Consider the following 16,451-nt stretch of genomic DNA (forward strand, 5'->3'; position numbering starts at 1 on the left):
ACATTGAATTAGTTTCAAATTTACGAAATCAAAAGAATAATTTCTATATTTAGATTTTATAATTCTACATGAAAAATAATGCTCCATTGGTTATTTTTGGCGAATCGATTTTGCCGGGAGAACATAGAACCATTAATGTCGAAATTGCCCGTCTGCATACTACGACCAAACTCAATATTCCTGTAATTGTACGCCGCTCGAAGCACGAAGGGCCGACTGTCTTGTTTTCTGCCGGAATTCACGGTGACGAAATCAACGGTGTCGAAATTGTTCGTCAGATTATCAGCAAAAAAATTAACAGGCCTGCGCGCGGCACGATTATCTGTATTCCGGTAATCAATATGTACGGTTTTGTAAACAAATCAAGAGAGTTTCCAGACGGACGTGACCTAAACCGTGTTTTTCCAGGAAGCAAAAAAGGTTCGCTTGCCAGCCGATTTGCTTACCATATTGTCGAAGAAATTCTGCCTATTTTAGATTATGCAGTCGATTTTCATGCGGGTGGCGCAAGCCGTTTCAATGCGCCTCAAATTCGAATCACAGAAAATAATCCGGAGTTGAAGATTTTGGCCGATGTTTTTAATGCGCCCTTTACATTGTATTCCAGAAATATAAATGGTTCTTTTAGAAAAACTTCTGAAAGTGCAAATGTAAAAATGCTTCTTTTTGAGGGAGGAAAATCATTAGACATCAATAATGAAATTGCAAACCAAGGTGTCTTAGGAACCAAACGTTTGCTTCATTATTTGGAAATGCTGGATTCAAACCAAATTGTAGAATATCCTCTAACACCTTCGATTTATATTAAACATTCAGTTTGGCTTCGTGCCAAATGTTCAGGCTTACTGCATGATTTTAATCTTATTGGGAAATTTGTAACCAAAGGCACTATCTTAGCAATTATAACCGATCCGTTCGGGAAATTTGAACAGAAAGTCAAAGCGCCACATGACGGATATGTAATCAACGCCAATCATTCTCCAATTGTTTATGAGGGTGATGCGATTTACCATTTATCTAAAAGCCCAGACGATGCCGACGAATAAAAAAGAACTTCGTATAGAATATAAAAATTTACGCAAAGCACTTTCTACTGACGAAATAGAAGAAAAAAGTTTGGCTATTGCCAACCAACTGATTCAAATGCCGATTTGGAGCAAAACTTATTACCATGTTTTTCTTCCTATTGAAGAACAGAAAGAAATTAATACCGAATATATTTTGCATTTGCTTTCCGGGAAAGACAAAGAAATCCTTATTTCAAAAAGTGATTTCCAAACCAGAAAAATGACTCATTTTCTTTTAACGGATAATACCAAAATCAAAAAGAATGAATACAATATTCCTGAACCTGTTGACGGAATCGAAGTGCCGTCTTCTAAAATCGAAGTAGTCTTTGTGCCACTTTTGGCTTTTGATGATTCTGGAAACCGAATTGGTTACGGAAAAGGTTTTTATGATAAATTCCTTGCTGAGTGCAAACCCGAAACCATTAAAATTGGTCTTTCATTTTTTGAATCGGTTGCTGCAATTGATGATGTCTTCGAATCGGATATTAAATTGGATTTTTGTGTGACGCCTGAGAAAATTTACCATTTTTAATTACAAAATATAGTTGCCACAGATTAAAAGGATTTCAAAAGATTAAATCCATTTAATCATTTTAATCTGTGGCAAGAAAATAATCATTCCAGCGCATCTGCCAATTCCAAAACTGCGATTGGAATTTGGGACTTTTAAATTTGAATGTTTTAAAACTTATTTTACTTCCTTGATGGTTGATGAATCGATCCAACCCTCGGTTCCGTCTGTTAATTCTACTTTTTTCCAAGAGCCCATTGTTTCCTTAACATAGACTTTTGCTCCTTCGTGTAATAATATGACGGCCGATCCCGCTTTTTGCGGCTCGCTTCTCACTTCGCTCATTTCAGAAAATACAATTGCAGGACGATCGTTATCAAAATGACTTTTTTCAGACATTCCGGCAGAAACACTGATAGCCAAAGCAATTAGAAGAATAAACATTCCGACAAAATAAATCCTTTTTACAAGTGCTAACTGAGAAAAGTAATAACCTATAAAAGCCAGTAAAAAAGCAAAAGCAATTCCGACCGAAATCTTTGCCCAAGTATTATAATCGTAGATAGAAGTAAAGTTCTGAATAAGTTTTGCAAACCCCACTTTTGGAACTTCCTTAATTTCGTCAATGGTAAGCTTTTTGGCGAATTTCAGATTGTTCAAAGTCTCGGGGTCGTTTGGCTTTAGAACCAAAGCTTTTTCGTAATTGTAAATCGAAGGAGCAACTTTATTGAGTTTATAATAACTGTTGGCCAAATTAAAATACAATTCGGCAGATTCTAATTTGTCTTCCTTGATGATATTTTCATAGACCTGAACAGCTTCCTCATATTTTCCCTTTTGATATAATGCATTAGCAGATTCAAAGCGCCCTTGCGCAAAGAAAACTTGGGAAATTAATAAAAAAACATATAGTATATTTTTCATTTTTAAATATTGTAATGAGATTTTCAACTTTGCGAACTTAAATTCAACACAATCTAAATCAATTTTCTTAGCGAACTTTGCGGTTAAAAAACTAAACAATCTGTTTTTCTAATTCAGAAATAATCAAAACTGCCTTGTCATAATCTTGCTGAATCGAAGCGCTCGATGCTGGAGCATATCTTGCAAATTCGCAGTTTTCTGTTAAATTGATAAAATTCTGAACGGTCTCTGGAGCGGCATTTCTTGATAAAAGCAGTTCTCTGATATTATCTTTACTCATTTCAGAAGTCTCGATATGCAGTTTTGCTTTTAAGAAATTGTGCATTGCTTTTTCCAGCGCAATGTAAAACGGCTCTTTGTTGTTCAAGTGCTTTTTGGCCTGAGACAAGTATTTTTTCGCCAGTTTATTATTCATTCTAATTCTGTTTCCAGTTACATCGCTGTCTATAGCTTCTTTTTTCTTCTTCGCTAGAATTATAAGCGGAATAATTATAAAAGGAGCGAAGATTAAACCTAAATACAAATCTGAATCGTAAAAGTCATTTTTGTCAATACTAACTAACGTAGTTTTAGTTTTGATGTATTTAAACTGTTCGGTTTTTGCTACAACATTTTTAGATGCTGTTGATGGATTGGCTTCTGCTAAAGTTGGCCCATCAAGAACATCAATCATAATTTCTTTAGAAGTGATGGTTTTATAGGTGCCAGAACTTAAATCAAAGTATGAAAACTGCATTGGCTTGATTGCATATTTTCCTTTGTATTGCGGAATTATAGTGTATTTGTCTGAAATTCTTCCAGACATTCCTGCAAGAGAAGTAGTCACCTGCTCATCGTGTACAGGATCATACATTTCGAGTGCATTTGGAACAACAGGTTTTGGAAGCGTAAACAATTTCATATTTCCGGTTCCCTGAGCACTTACGATTAAATCTAGGCTTTCTCCATTTTTTAAAGTAGTCTTAGACGGAGTTACCACAAAATTAAATTTACCGACTGCACCAGTAAATCCTTCTGGTTTGCCACTTTCCGGAAGTGGTCTTACATTTATGGTTTTTGCTCCTGCCGAAACTACTCTGTTGTCTTCTGCAAGAATCATCTGGCCAAACATATCGCGGCGATTTGTCGGCATTTGAACGCCAATATCAAGCGAAAGCGGTTCTAAAGTCAGTCTGCCTGATTTCTGAGGATATAGTATCGTCTTTTTAAGCACTACATAATAACATCTTTGTCCTTGAAAAGTTCCTTCTTCAAGTGATAATTGTTTGATGTCGATATTCTGATTCCAAAAATCGTTGTATTTAGGCTTTGCAAGTTCTTTAAAACCCGTAACATTGATTCCGTTAAAGTACAATTTGTAAACCACCGTCATTGGTTCGTTTACGTACGGATTTGTTTTAGAAGTCTCAGCGACCAATTGCAGCAATTCGCTTCCGCTACCTTGAGGCCTGTCGTTTGGATCTCTTTCCTGTGCGACGGCATTCGTAACAGTAACTTTAATTGGAGCGGTTTTATAAACCTGTCCGTTGTATTCTATTGCAGCCTGTTTGATTGTTAGAGAACCTTTTCTGTCGGGCTGTAAAATATAAGAATATATTTTTTGAAATGAACTTCTTCCGTTTATCCACGACTGGCTGATTTGCTGACTAGGACCTGCCACAATGTGGAAGCCTTCAAAATTCGGCTGGTCGAAATTATCTCCATCGACATTCATGATAAAATCGATTCGAAGTCTTTCGTTTACTCCAAGCGTGTTTTTGCTGACTTTGGCTTCAAATTGTACTTGAGCCATAAGTCCCTGAAAAGCGAATAGTAATAGAATTAAGTATCTTTTCATTACTTGTTTTATGCAGTTTTGTTTAACTGTTATGTGTGATTTAGTTTCAAAAAGTGAGCTAAAATAATAATTTAACGTTTAAAAGGTGTTGCTTATTTTACCAGTCTTTTTCAGCTTTCTTCGGACTGCCTTTTACTTTTTGAGCGTTTACCTTGTCTTGGATTTTCTTTTCCTCATTGTTTACAGCGTCCAGTAAATTCTGAACACGTTCTTTTGAAATTCCGCCAGGCTGTGGTTTTGGTTCTCCTTTGTTGTCAGACTTGTCATCTTTTTTAGGATCATTTTTGCCATCTTTTTTATCCTTGTCTTTGTCGCCCTGGTCGTCTTTTTTGTCTTTGTCCTGACCTTTGTTTTTATCCTTGTCTTTGTTTTTATCTTTATTTTGATCCTTATCCTTATCTTTATTTTTGTCTTTGTTTTGGTCGTTTTTCGGTGGGTTTTCTTTTAATTTCTGTTTTGCGTAAGCATAATTGTAACGTGTTTCTTCGTCGGTAGGATCGTTGCGCAATGCTTCTTTGTAGGCTTCTACGGCTTGAGAATAGTTTTTCTCTTTCATCAGCACATTTCCAAGATTATGAAAGGCTTTGTGTTTTTCTGGTCTTGTTTTGGCATTTTTTATCGCTTTCGCGTAAGCGTATTTGGCTTCAGAAATCTGATTTTGTCTGTAGATAGTATTCCCCAAATTATAAGGCGCCACAGAGCGATTAGGAAATTTTGATTCCGAAATTCTATAGTTGGCCTCAGCATCAACAAATTTATTTTGCTTATATTCTTCATTGGCAGCAGGCAATGATTTGTCTTTCTTTTGTGCAGAAACCGCAAAAGAAACCGTTAGTAAAATATAAAGAAGTAAATTTTTCATTCTAAATTTTGTTTTTTTTAGCCACGAATTTGCTTCGCCTGTTGACTATCGTTCGGGTCGCTAATTGACACTAATTTTTTATTTCTTTTTGAATTTCACAAATTTAACAATTTGGTTTTTGTGTAAATTCGAGCAATTAGTGGCTAACTTTTTTATTTTTTTTCGTTAAATAAATTCAACTCTTTTATCCAATTTGTTTTTCTTTCTAATAGGAAAACATCTGCAAATAATAATAAAAAGGCAAATCCTATAAACCATTGGAACTGCGATTGGAATTCAGCCATCTGCGTAGCTTCAAATTCGGTTTTTTGTATTTTATTTAAAGCATTTTTGATGTATTCCAAAACCTCTTTAGTGCTGCCGCCATAAACGTAATCTCCTTTTGCAATTGTTTTTAATCCTTCCTGATTAAGTTTGGTTATTACAGTTTCTCCATTTTGATCTTTTTGATAGTTTCTGATAACGCCATTTTCTCGCAAAGGAATAGTGCCTCCTTTTTCTGTACCAACACCAATAGTGATGATTTTCATTCCCAGTTTATTGGCTTCTTCGGCAGCTGCTAATGCTCCTTCTGAATGATCTTCTCCGTCAGAAATCAGAATTAGCAATTTGCTGGTTTTGCTCTTTTCATCAAAATATTTCGCTGATAAACGAATAGCCTCGTCTAGCGAAGTTCCCTGAGACGAAACCATATCTGGACTCATGCTCTGCAAGTACATTTTGGCAACCCCGTAATCTGATGTAATAGGCAGTACAGGAAAAGCGCTTCCGGCATACGCCACAATACCAATTCGGTCGCTTCCGAGATTATTGATGATTTGCGAAACCAATTGCTTGCTTTTCTGCAGACGGCTTGGCGCCACATCTTCGGCTAGCATACTTTTTGAAACATCGACTGCAAAAACAATGTCAATACCTTCTCTTTTTACGGTTTCCATTTTCGTTCCAATCTTCGGATTTACTAGTCCGATTATCAAACATAGAATTGCAAGAAGAAGTACCGTTATTTTTAAAACAGGTTTAAAAACAGATTTTTCGGGACTTAGCTTTTTTACCATTTCCAAATCACCGAATTCGCGTTGTTTTTTTCTTTTCCAATACATATTGAAAATAAAAATACCTGCCACGATTGGGAGCAAAAACAATAAGTATAAATATTTTTTTTCGTCTAATTCCATATAATTTTTTAAATTCCAATATTGAAATTCCAAACTTGTATTTACTTAAATTTCAACTTTTCAAACTTTAATTTTTGCTTTCCAATTTTAGATTCTAATTCAACTTAGAATTTGGAATTTAAAATTTGGAAGTTTTTATTTTTGAAAAATTAAATAAAGCTTCTGTAAACTGTATTTCTTAGTCCGACTTCAAGCACGATTAAAATCAAGGCAAACACCACAAAAAATCTGAATTTCTCGTCGTAATCGTAGAATTTTAATTCTTGGATTTCGGTTGTTTCTAGTTTATTGATTGCGTTATATATTTCGGCTAATTTATCGTTGCTCGTTGCTCTAAAATAAGTCCCATCGGTTTTGCGGGCGATGCTCTTCATTAATTTTTCGTCAATTTCTACTTTTTGCATTTTAAACAATAAGCTTCCGTTTGGAGCGTATGCGTATGGAGATGAAGCCATTCCGTTTGTTCCCAGCCCAATCGTATACACTTTTATTCCGTATTGTTTGGCAATATCCGCAGCGGTTTCAGGTTCTATAAAACCAGCATTGTTTACACCATCTGTCAATAATATAATAACGCGGCTTTTTGCTTTACTGTCTTTTAAGCGATTCACCGCTGTTGCAAGTCCCATTCCGATTCCGGTTCCGTCCTGCAATACGTTGTCGTACTTAATTTCTTTTATTGCTTCAAGAATTATGGCTTTGTCGCTGGTTACCGGAGTTTTGGTATAGGCTTCAGAAGCATATAAAACGAGTCCGATTCGGTCGTTTGGTCTTTCGCCAACAAAATCTGCCGCCACTCTTTTTAGAGCCTCCATTCGGTTTGGCTTTAAATCTCGTGCCAGCATACTTCCAGAAACGTCAATTGCCATTACAATATCAATCCCTTTTGTGGTTTTAGTCTGATTGCTGATGTCCACCGTTCTCGGTCTTGTCAGTGCTATAATTAATGAACTTAATGCTAGAATCCTAAAAACATACAAAGCAGGTTTTAGCTTGGCGAGTAGAGAAGGACTGGCCGAAAATCCTGCCGTAGAACTCATTTTCAGCGTTGCCGACTGTTGGTTTCTTTTCCAGAAAAACCATCCTCCTGCAACTGGAATCAAAAGAAACAACCAAAAGAATTCTGGATTTAAAAAGGTTAGTTTATCCATTAGTTATTCGCTTTTTTAAGTTCAACAGAATTTAGAATTCGCGTTGTAATGTCGTTTGCATACGTATCGCCTTCTTCATGCAAAATTATTATCTGCTGCAATCCTTGATCTTGTTTGAAAAGAAGGATTTCATAATACGCTTTTATGCTGGTTTTAGTAGCCGGATTCAGGATAGACATCGTTCCGTATCCCTTTATTCCCTGAATGCCTTCGTTAGTCTGAAAATCTTCCTGTTTGACAATGATATTTTGCCCACCTTGAAGTTCTACTATTTTTAGAGAACCTTCTAGTGCTTTAGACAAATCAATCTCTGTTGGCTGTTTGAATGTACTGGTTGAAACGGCAATGTAAAAGTTATCAATCATGCTTCCGTATGTGAACAGCTGCATTTCTTTGATAAGTGCCATTGCTTCTTTAGGAAGTGCTTTTTCGGTATCCGTTCGTTTCAAAACTTTCGGAGTTTCAATTAGAATACCTGGATTTCCGTATTCGCTTTTTACCCATTCTCCTTCTAATAATTCTTTAGACGGATGACCAATCAGATTATCCTTCACGTAGTTGAAGCCTTTTGTAACTACAAAATAAGTGGTAGTTACAAACAACAATAAAATTACCGCAGCAACAGAATACCCAATTCGTGCATTTCGTTTTTTAAGAAGCTGTGCCTTAATTTGTTTTTGTCTCTGCGCTTCATTCAATAATTGATCTTCAATATCTTCAGGAGCTTCCGTTGGAATAGCATTGTCCAAGGTTAAAATTACTTTCTGGATTTTGTTTCTATCTTCGGTGATTTCGAATTCAAGCGGTTTTGATTTCGCAAATTTTACCAAATCGGCTTGACGTAAAACGCGTTCAAGATTTTCGACCGTTTCTGCTGTCAGTACCATTTTTTTCTTAGTTGAAGCTGTTCTGATTCCTTCAATTAATTCTGAAGTCGTGCTTTCCATCGCTGGAATCTGAATCGCTTCTTCTATATAATTTCTGGCGATATCTGTTAATTCGCTATAATATTCTTTGATTTCACCTTTTTGAACCAGTTCTTTTTTCTCTAGATTGTTCAATAAACTGGTCGCTTTTTCGATAGGCGTTTTATAAACTTCTTCTTCAATCTTTTTCAGCTGACGTTTTTTAACGTACCAATAAACGAAAGCGCCGATTCCGATAATCACTAATGCAATTAAGACGTAAATCCACCAAGTTCCCATTTCCTCATCAACAGAAGCAATGTCTTTGATGTCGTACATTTTTTGCTGTAAAGTATCCACCTTTACGTTGGCAACTTCAACTTTGATAGAATCAGAAAAGAATGGTTTTTTGTCAATCAGGATCTTTACACTAGGGATTACGTATTTTCCAGAGTCAAACTGTGTTAAACCGTATTTTTTTATTAATTCGTAAGTGTCGTTTTTCTTAACCGTATCAATCGGATAAGACTGAATTACTTCTAAAGCACCGATATTTTTAAGTTTCGGAAAAACAACTTTTGATTTTGAGCTTACAACAGTTTTAAGTGTTAGCTTAAACTCGGCACCAATTTTATTTTTTGTGGTATCAATGCTTGTTTCTACAGGTTTCTGCTGCGCAAAAATCATAGTAGAAAAGAGAAATAAAAATATATAAAGTTTAAATTTCATTTGATTTGGATTTCAGATTTTAGTCTAAAATGAAAGCTTAAAAATGAATTGAATGATGCAGATTTAAGCTAGTTTGTTTTTTTTAATTTTTGCAGAATTTATCTTTTTGAAACAATCTAAAGTCTAAAATCTGCTATCTAAAATTATTTTATCGTGATTTGAAATAGCCTAATAGTTTTGTAACATAATTTTCGTCTACTCTGGTATTTACGATTCCTGCTCCCGATTTACGGAAAGTGTCTTTAAAGTAGTTCAGTTTTTCTTGATAATGTTTCTCATAATTAAGACGAACCGCTTTTGAACCCGTATCGACCAATTGTATAGTGCCAGTTTCGGCGTCTAGCATGGGCACCATACCTAGATTTGGAATTCTTTCTTCGCGAATGTCATACACACGAACTCCTGTAATATCATGTTTTTTTGAAGCAATTTTCAAAGTATGCTCGTAAGCATCAGACATAAAATCGGAAATCATGAAAATAATGGCTTTTTTCTTTTGAGTTCCAGATAAAAACTTCAAAGCTTGAGCAATATCGGTTTTATGACTTTTCGGCTCAAATTCAATCAATTCTCGAATGATGCGAAGTACGTGCGAACGCCCTTTTTTTGGCGGAATGTATAGTTCTACGGTATCAGAAAATAAGATTAGACCAATTTTGTCATTGTTTTGTGTAGCCGAAAAAGCCATCGTCGCCGCAATTTCGGTTACGATGTCTTTCTTAAATTGATTTTTAGAACCAAAAGATTCAGAGCCCGAAATATCGACCATCAAAACCATAGTCAATTCGCGCTCTTCTTCAAATACTTTAACGTGAGCTTCGTTATAGCGTGCGGTCACATTCCAATCGATGTTACGAATATCATCTCCGTATTGGTATTGACGCACCTCGCTAAACGTCATTCCTCGTCCTTTAAATGAAGAGTGGTATTCTCCCGAAAAGATATGATTGCTCAGTCTCTTCGTTTTGATTTCTATTTTCCGTACTTTTTTTAAAAGCTCTTTTGTATCCATTTTTTTTAGTGTTCAGTGATCAGTTAGAAAGTGTTCAGTAAGTTCAAATTCTAAAAGGTCTTTCTGTCTTTATTAGTGTTCAGAGATTCAGTTAACAGTTTTTACTGAATACTAAAAATCTGAACACTGAGCACTTTTTTTAAGGTACCTCAATCTCGTTAACGATTTTGTTGATAATGTCTACAGAAGTAATGTTTTCTGCTTCTGCTTCGTAAGTGATTCCAACTCTGTGGCGTAAGACATCGTGAACAACTGCACGAACGTCTTCTGGGATTACGTAACCACGACGTTTGATGAAAGCATAACATTTAGCAGCATTAGCCAAGTTGATACTTCCACGAGGAGAAGCTCCAAAACTGATAAGCGGTTTTAAATCGGCTAATTTGTATTTTTCTGGGTAACGTGTTGCGAAAATAATATCTAAGATGTATTTCTCAATTTTTTCGTCCATATAAACTTCACGAACCGCTTCTTGCGCACGTAAAATCTGGTCAACAGAAACTACTGGATTTACTTTTTCGAAAGTACCTTTTAAGTTCTGACGAATTACAAAACGCTCTTCATCAATTTTTGGATAATCGATAACAGTTTTTAGCATAAAACGGTCAACCTGTGCTTCAGGAAGTGCATAAGTACCTTCTTGCTCAACAGGGTTTTGCGTCGCTAATACTAAAAACGGACGGTCTAATTTGAAGGTAGAATCACCAATGGTAACTTGTTTTTCCTGCATCGCCTCTAATAGCGCAGACTGTACTTTTGCAGGAGCACGGTTGATCTCATCGGCAAGAACGAAATTGGCGAAAATCGGTCCTTTTTTAATTGAGAATTCGTTTGCTTTAATGTTGTAAATCATGGTTCCGATAACATCGGCAGGTAATAAATCTGGCGTAAACTGGATACGGCTGAAAGAACCTTGAACTGCCTGAGAAAGCGTATTAATAGCCAAAGTTTTTGCCAGACCCGGAACTCCTTCTAGTAAAATATGTCCTTGTCCAAGTAACCCGATTAATAGACGCTCGACCATATGTTTCTGACCCACAATAACTTTGTTCATTTCCATTGTAAGAAGGTCTATAAAAGCACTTTCTCTTTCAATTTTTTCATTTATCGCTCTAATGTCTAAAGTCGTTGTATTTTCTTCCATATAAATATTTTTAAAACCTTGATTTTAACGCCTAATTTTTGAGAGTGCAAATTGACTATTTTTTGAGAAGTAAGATGTTAAAGAATGGTTAAAACTTCGACCAATGACCTAATTTTAAGGACTAATTGTGAATCTATTTTTATATTTTTAAGAACTTTGATGATTATGTTTTATTAAAGCATAATTATTACCAAAAATAACGCATAACTATTATGAGCAAAACAGTCTTATCGCCTATTATTTCAGGCACTATGAATTGGGGAGTTTGGGATAAAAACCTTACAACCAAAGAAATGGAAAACTTGATACAGGTAAGTATCGAAAACAAAATTACTACTTTTGACCACGCCGATATCTACGGATCTTACACCACCGAAGCCGATTTTGGAAAGGCTTTTCATGCTAGTAAAATTGACCGTGAAAAATTACAATTAATTACCAAATGCGGCATCCAAATGATTGCCGAAAAACGTCCTCAAAATAAAATTAAACATTATGATTATTCTAAAGATTACATCATTAAATCTGTTGAAGGTTCTTTAAAAAATTTGAAAACAGATTATGTAGATGTTTTCTTGCTTCATAGACCAAGTCCTTTAATGCAGGCTGATGAAATTGCTGAAGCAGTGGAGAAATTAAAAGGAGAAGGTAAAATCATTGATTTTGGTCTTTCAAATTTTACAAGTTCACAAACAGAATTAATTCGCCAGAAAACAGAAGTGAGTTATAATCAGGTGCAGTTTTCTGCAACACATTATGAGCCAATGTTGAACGGAAGTTTGGATTATATGCAGACACACGGAATTCGTCCGTTGTCATGGAATCCGCTTGGAACTGTTTTCAGAGAAGATACAAAACAAACTCGTCGTTTGAAAAAACTGTTTTCTACCTTATTAGAGAAATATCATTTAGGAGCAGATACCCTTTTATTATCATGGATTTTAAAACATCCCGCTAAAGTGATTCCAATTGCTGGAACTGTGAATATTGCTAGAATTCAATCTTTGTCAAAAGCAATTGAACTGGATATGGATACAGAAGACTGGTTCGCAATCTGGACAGAAAGTATGGGCGACGATGTGCCTTAATTTTTAGTGTTCAGTTTACAGTTTTTAGTGTTCAGTTAGAATGCAAAAATATAAACACATAGAAACATAGATTTTTTATGTTTTTAAAAGATGAATTTAGCGTTTTACTTACACATAGTTATGTGAATTTATGCAAATGAAATGCCTTTTTAAGCAAAGTAAATCTATGTTTCTATGTGTTAAAAACAAAATATTTAAAATGAAAAAAACAGTTTTAATTACTGGTGCCACTAGCGGAATTGGAAAAGCAACTGCGCAGATTTTGGCAAAAAACAATTACAAAGTGATTCTTTGCGGAAGACGTAAAGACCGTTTAGAGGAACTCGAAATAGAACTTTCTGCTTTTACAGAAGTACATTCTTTGGCTTTTGATGTTCGCGATAAAAAAGAGGTTCTGGAAAAAATAGGTTCTTTGCCAAACGACTTTTCGACAATTGATGTTTTAATCAATAATGCCGGAAATGCCCATGGTTTAGATCCCATTCAAAACGGAGATTTAGACGATTGGGATGCTATGATGGATATTAATGTAAAAGGACTTTTATATGTTTCCAAAGCAATAATTCCGCAAATGGTCGAAAGGAAATCGGGACATATTATCAATATTGGTTCTACAGCCGCCAAGGAAGTTTATCCAAACGGGAATGTTTATTGCGGTTCTAAACATGCCGTTGATGCTATTACAGCCGGAATGCGAATCGACTTAAATCCATTCGGCATTAGAGTCGGCGGAATTCATCCTGGAATGGTGGCTACAGAATTCAGCGAAGTCCGTTTTAAAGGAGATATAGAAAGAGCAGCAAACGTTTACAAAGGATTTGACCCTTTGAAGGCAGAAGATATTGCAGACATCATTCACTTTGTGATTTCAAGACCTTATCATGTAAATATTGCCGATTTGGTTGTTATGAGTACAGCACAGGCATCTTCGACTATAGTGAAGAAAAATAATTTATAATATTTATTGTAGAGACGCACAGTAGTGCGTCTTTTTTTTAATTTTAAGTTTTAATAAATTAAATTAGTGCGAATTAGTGCAATTCGTGGCAAAATAAAATCGACATGATTAATAAACGCCTTTTAATTAAAAATCTTCTAGCTCATAATGACGAAAGCAGTTTTTATGATAAAAAAAGGCAATTGAATCTACATTCCAGAGAAGGAAAAGGCAAATTTTTGAAACACATTTGCGCGCTTTCCAATTCCAATCCGAATAACAATTCTTATATCGTGGTTGGAGTTGAAGATCAGGATAATGAGATTGTGGGCGATGACTTTTTCGATGACAGCCGAATTCAAAATCTAGTGAATGCCTTTTTAGAAAATCCGCCAAAAATTCAATACGAAAATGTCCCTTTTCCGAATCTTCCAAAAGACAAAGTAGTCGGTTTGGTTACGATAAAACCCAAAAGTAAAATCTCCTATTTTAAAAAAGGAATTCATACCATTCTCGCCAACAGTATTTTTGTAAGGCGGGGCAGTAATTCTATACCTTTAGAAGAACACGAAGAAATTGAAAAAAACAATCAGAATACAGAAACGGTAATCGGAATCGAAAACAGTTCTCGAAACAGCATTCAGTATACTTTAGACGGCGTTATTGACTTTATGAATTTCAGGCATAAGGATATGTCTCCGAAATATCGTGTTTTTAAAGAATTGTTTGTAATCTGCTGGGCGGGAGTTCCTAAAAAACTTCGAGATAAAACGTATTTATCTCGTGTTGATATTGAATTGATAAACGAACAAATCAAGCTTTTTTATTCTGCACAAGATGTAGTTACAATCGAATATAATGACGATACTTTTACCATTACAGAATATGTTCCGCTGGGTCTTAATGATAAAACGAGTTATTATCCGTTAGAAGAGCAAACGATTCATTTTTTCGATAACGGTTATTACAAAATCGACCGTCAGATGCTTTTTCAGCCTCCAGAGTTCAACCGAAAAATGTTGTATCATATTTACAATTCGAATACAGCACTGCTAAACAAACTACAGAAGGAGATTGTATTATCAGAACGCGAAATGAAAGATTTAGAAAATCTTCCCTCAACTTTTATGATTTGTTACCTCAATGGTTTTGAAGATGCAAGACAAAAACTGATTGACGCTAAATTATTGCTTAAGCCTTACAGTCATGTTTATACTTCGTTTAAGGAAGCGTTGAGAGTTTTAAGGAAAATGAAGTATGATATTCAGTGAGAAAGAGGTTCTGAGGTGCTAAGGATTTTGTTTAGGTATAATTTTCAATAAAAACATCTTCGATTTTTTTTAGATTGTCATTTTCGCCAAACTTTAAATGATTGATTTCGTTAACATAAAACTTTTCTATAAATAGCTTAATAATGTACATGACCTCACTTCTGTTTTCACTACTGGTCAAAAGTTCTTTAACAAGGTAATTGCTTAATTTTAATTTTTGATTTTTATATTGATTTGACATTAAATTCGAATCCGAATCTTCATGTAAAGAAATCATTTTGTCAACCTTGTCAATTTCTTCAATCAAGTCTAGTATATGATACAATTTGTTGTCCTTCATTGTAATATGAATTAAAATTTAATCTCTAAAAAACCTTTTGACAATCTGTTTCCTCTTATTCTTCTGGTTTTTGTAAATCGATCAAGCCAATATGCCTTGTCACTTATATATCTGAAGTTGTTAGCATGATTTTCTGGATAGACTTCAATGATATAGGCATCAACGCCATAAATTTCTTCTGAATGTGGAAATATGAAATCATCTAATCTTGACCCTAATTCTAAAACAATACTGTAATCAAGAAATGTTACTAAATCGATATCTCCAGGATTTATTTTTTTGGAAACAAATGACCCATTTATCCATTGATGTAAAACATCTAAATTACATACTTTTTTGAAATCGTCATTATATTTAACATAAGCTTCAAATATCTCCTTTCTTCGAATGGAAGGTATTTTTTTTACAAATTCATTTTCAAACTCTAGAATGGTTGAGGCAATTTTATAATCAGGAACTAATAGGCCTGAATTGTTAAATGTTAGCATATTCAAAATGGTTAAAAAAGAATTCAAAATTATACAAAAATATGTAAGAATTTTAATATTTTTTATTCAATTGAATTTTGTTTACCCATTGCGGTTTTATTTAAATTTCAAATATTTCCCTACTTCATCATACGGAAATAAAATATCTTTAGGGCCATCTGCGTACGAAGCGGCCTCATAAGAGTTGTAATATAAAAGCAGACCTTCGCTGGTGTAAAAAATATTTTGTGGCAACTGAAATTTATCATTTTCAAACATCAGGCCTGTGGCATTGATGTTGGCCTTTTCTGGTATTTGATATTTTGTTCGGAAAGCTTTTTCGGCGAAAGCCTTAAATTCTTTTTCATTTTTAAAAAGCTGATCATTAGCGATAGCTTTTCCGGTTTTTGGGTTAAACAATAGAGAACGATATCCTTGATAACCATGGGCGCCACCTGTAAAAGTGTAGTGGTCTATGCGAATGTTTAGAATCTGTTCAGATTCAAATTCTACATTCCCTTTTATTTTTGCTTCCCAACCGAAAGTTTCAGTTGGAAATTTTTTATGCATTTCTTCGTAAGATTTTATAAAAGAAGCTGCCAGCAATTTGTAATCACTTGTTTTGATTGAATCTTCTTCAAAATATACAATCTCTTTTATGACATTATAGATTCTTTTATTGATGCTGTCCGAAATAATTTTCTTATTTTTTGCAATCGGAATTTCCATTGAGATTATCGGGCAGTCTTTTTCGCACGGAATAGTGGACTTCTCTTCAAATGTCTCGTTTTCAAATGAAAGCTCTTTATTACAGCCTGTAAACAACAGCAGCAAAAAGATAAAAAGTGGATATTGTTTCATGTCACGAAATGTTAATTATATAAAAAGAAAAAGAAGAGGAGCTAAAACAAATTAAATTAAAAGGTAAATTTGTATTTTAAAATTACGATTTTTAAAACATAAATCAAAAAAACTGCGAATATCTACAAATTTGCTGAGAACAAACTTTAATAAATAAATTTTAT

16 protein-coding genes are annotated in these 16,451 nt (G+C 34.6%); 5 read left to right on the forward strand and 11 right to left on the reverse strand.

Features of this window, described 5'->3' with window-relative positions:
- Positions 1–68: 68 nt before the first annotated feature.
- Positions 69–1,046 (forward strand): succinylglutamate desuccinylase/aspartoacylase family protein, encoded by a 978-nt coding sequence (locus E0W73_RS11750; protein ID WP_135222276.1) that lies wholly within the window; start codon positions 69–71, stop codon positions 1,044–1,046.
- Positions 1,033–1,602, forward strand: a complete 570-nt coding sequence (locus E0W73_RS11755; RefSeq protein ID WP_135222277.1) for a 5-formyltetrahydrofolate cyclo-ligase — start codon at positions 1,033–1,035, stop codon at positions 1,600–1,602. The genes E0W73_RS11750 and E0W73_RS11755 overlap by 14 nt, the downstream gene beginning before the upstream one ends.
- Positions 1,603–1,758: 156 nt before the next feature.
- Here E0W73_RS11755 and E0W73_RS11760 read toward each other — a convergent pair whose 3' ends face one another.
- The 8 genes from E0W73_RS11760 to E0W73_RS11795 all read right to left on the reverse strand — a co-directional run bounded on the left by E0W73_RS11760 (position 1,759) and on the right by E0W73_RS11795 (position 11,323).
- Positions 1,759–2,505 carry a tetratricopeptide repeat protein gene (locus tag E0W73_RS11760; protein ID WP_135222278.1) on the reverse strand — a complete coding sequence of 249 codons (747 nt, stop codon included), beginning with the start codon at positions 2,503–2,505 and terminating at the stop codon, positions 1,759–1,761.
- Positions 2,506–2,596: 91 nt separating this feature from the next.
- A complete protein-coding gene (locus E0W73_RS11765; RefSeq protein ID WP_135222279.1) occupies positions 2,597–4,342 on the reverse strand; it encodes a BatD family protein in 1,746 nt (581 codons plus the stop codon).
- A gap of 97 nt (positions 4,343–4,439) precedes the next feature.
- Positions 4,440–5,204 (reverse strand): tetratricopeptide repeat protein, encoded by a 765-nt coding sequence (locus E0W73_RS11770; protein WP_135222280.1) that lies wholly within the window; start codon positions 5,202–5,204, stop codon positions 4,440–4,442.
- A 152-nt stretch (positions 5,205–5,356) separates the two neighbouring features.
- Positions 5,357–6,382: a VWA domain-containing protein gene (locus E0W73_RS11775; RefSeq protein WP_135222281.1), complete on the reverse strand. Its 1,026-nt coding sequence runs from the start codon at positions 6,380–6,382 to the stop codon at positions 5,357–5,359.
- Positions 6,383–6,531: 149 nt separating this feature from the next.
- Complete coding sequence (locus E0W73_RS11780; protein ID WP_135222282.1) at positions 6,532–7,533, reverse strand: vWA domain-containing protein; 1,002 nt, start codon at positions 7,531–7,533, stop codon at positions 6,532–6,534.
- Positions 7,533–9,167 carry a hypothetical protein gene (locus E0W73_RS11785; protein WP_135222283.1) on the reverse strand — a complete coding sequence of 545 codons (1,635 nt, stop codon included), beginning with the start codon at positions 9,165–9,167 and terminating at the stop codon, positions 7,533–7,535. The genes E0W73_RS11780 and E0W73_RS11785 overlap by 1 nt, the downstream gene beginning before the upstream one ends.
- 148 nt (positions 9,168–9,315) lie before the next feature.
- The gene (locus E0W73_RS11790) at positions 9,316–10,179 is read right to left on the reverse strand and encodes a DUF58 domain-containing protein (RefSeq protein WP_135222284.1); all 864 of its coding nucleotides are present in this window, start codon (positions 10,177–10,179) and stop codon (positions 9,316–9,318) included.
- Positions 10,180–10,318: 139 nt separating this feature from the next.
- Entirely contained in the window at positions 10,319–11,323 is a 1,005-nt protein-coding gene (locus E0W73_RS11795; protein WP_111425207.1) for an AAA family ATPase, read from the reverse strand.
- 212 nt (positions 11,324–11,535) lie between these two features.
- Between E0W73_RS11795 and E0W73_RS11800 the strand changes: the two genes are divergently transcribed.
- The 3 genes from E0W73_RS11800 (at position 11,536) to E0W73_RS11810 (ending at position 14,619) form a co-directional block, all read left to right on the forward strand.
- A complete protein-coding gene (locus tag E0W73_RS11800) occupies positions 11,536–12,411 on the forward strand; it encodes an aldo/keto reductase (RefSeq protein WP_135222285.1) in 876 nt (291 codons plus the stop codon).
- 199 nt (positions 12,412–12,610) lie between these two features.
- On the forward strand, positions 12,611–13,369 hold the full coding sequence (locus tag E0W73_RS11805; RefSeq protein WP_135222286.1) for an SDR family NAD(P)-dependent oxidoreductase: 759 nt from the start codon (positions 12,611–12,613) through the stop codon (positions 13,367–13,369).
- Positions 13,370–13,473: 104 nt separating this feature from the next.
- A complete protein-coding gene (locus tag E0W73_RS11810) occupies positions 13,474–14,619 on the forward strand; it encodes an ATP-binding protein (protein ID WP_135222287.1) in 1,146 nt (381 codons plus the stop codon).
- Between the two features lie 31 nt (positions 14,620–14,650).
- Here the strand turns inward: E0W73_RS11810 and E0W73_RS11815 are convergent, their stop codons facing one another.
- From E0W73_RS11815 to E0W73_RS11825, 3 genes are all read right to left on the reverse strand, one after another.
- The gene (locus E0W73_RS11815; protein WP_135222288.1) at positions 14,651–14,959 is read right to left on the reverse strand and encodes a hypothetical protein; all 309 of its coding nucleotides are present in this window, start codon (positions 14,957–14,959) and stop codon (positions 14,651–14,653) included.
- Between the two features lie 11 nt (positions 14,960–14,970).
- Entirely contained in the window at positions 14,971–15,447 is a 477-nt protein-coding gene (locus E0W73_RS11820; RefSeq protein WP_135222289.1) for a DUF6932 family protein, read from the reverse strand.
- 96 nt (positions 15,448–15,543) lie between these two features.
- Positions 15,544–16,287 (reverse strand): DUF3298 and DUF4163 domain-containing protein, encoded by a 744-nt coding sequence (locus E0W73_RS11825; RefSeq protein WP_135222290.1) that lies wholly within the window; start codon positions 16,285–16,287, stop codon positions 15,544–15,546.
- Between the last annotated feature and the right edge of the window lie 164 nt (positions 16,288–16,451).

Source organism: Flavobacterium foetidum (assembly GCF_004634245.1).
GTDB lineage: Bacteria > Bacteroidota > Bacteroidia > Flavobacteriales > Flavobacteriaceae > Flavobacterium > Flavobacterium foetidum.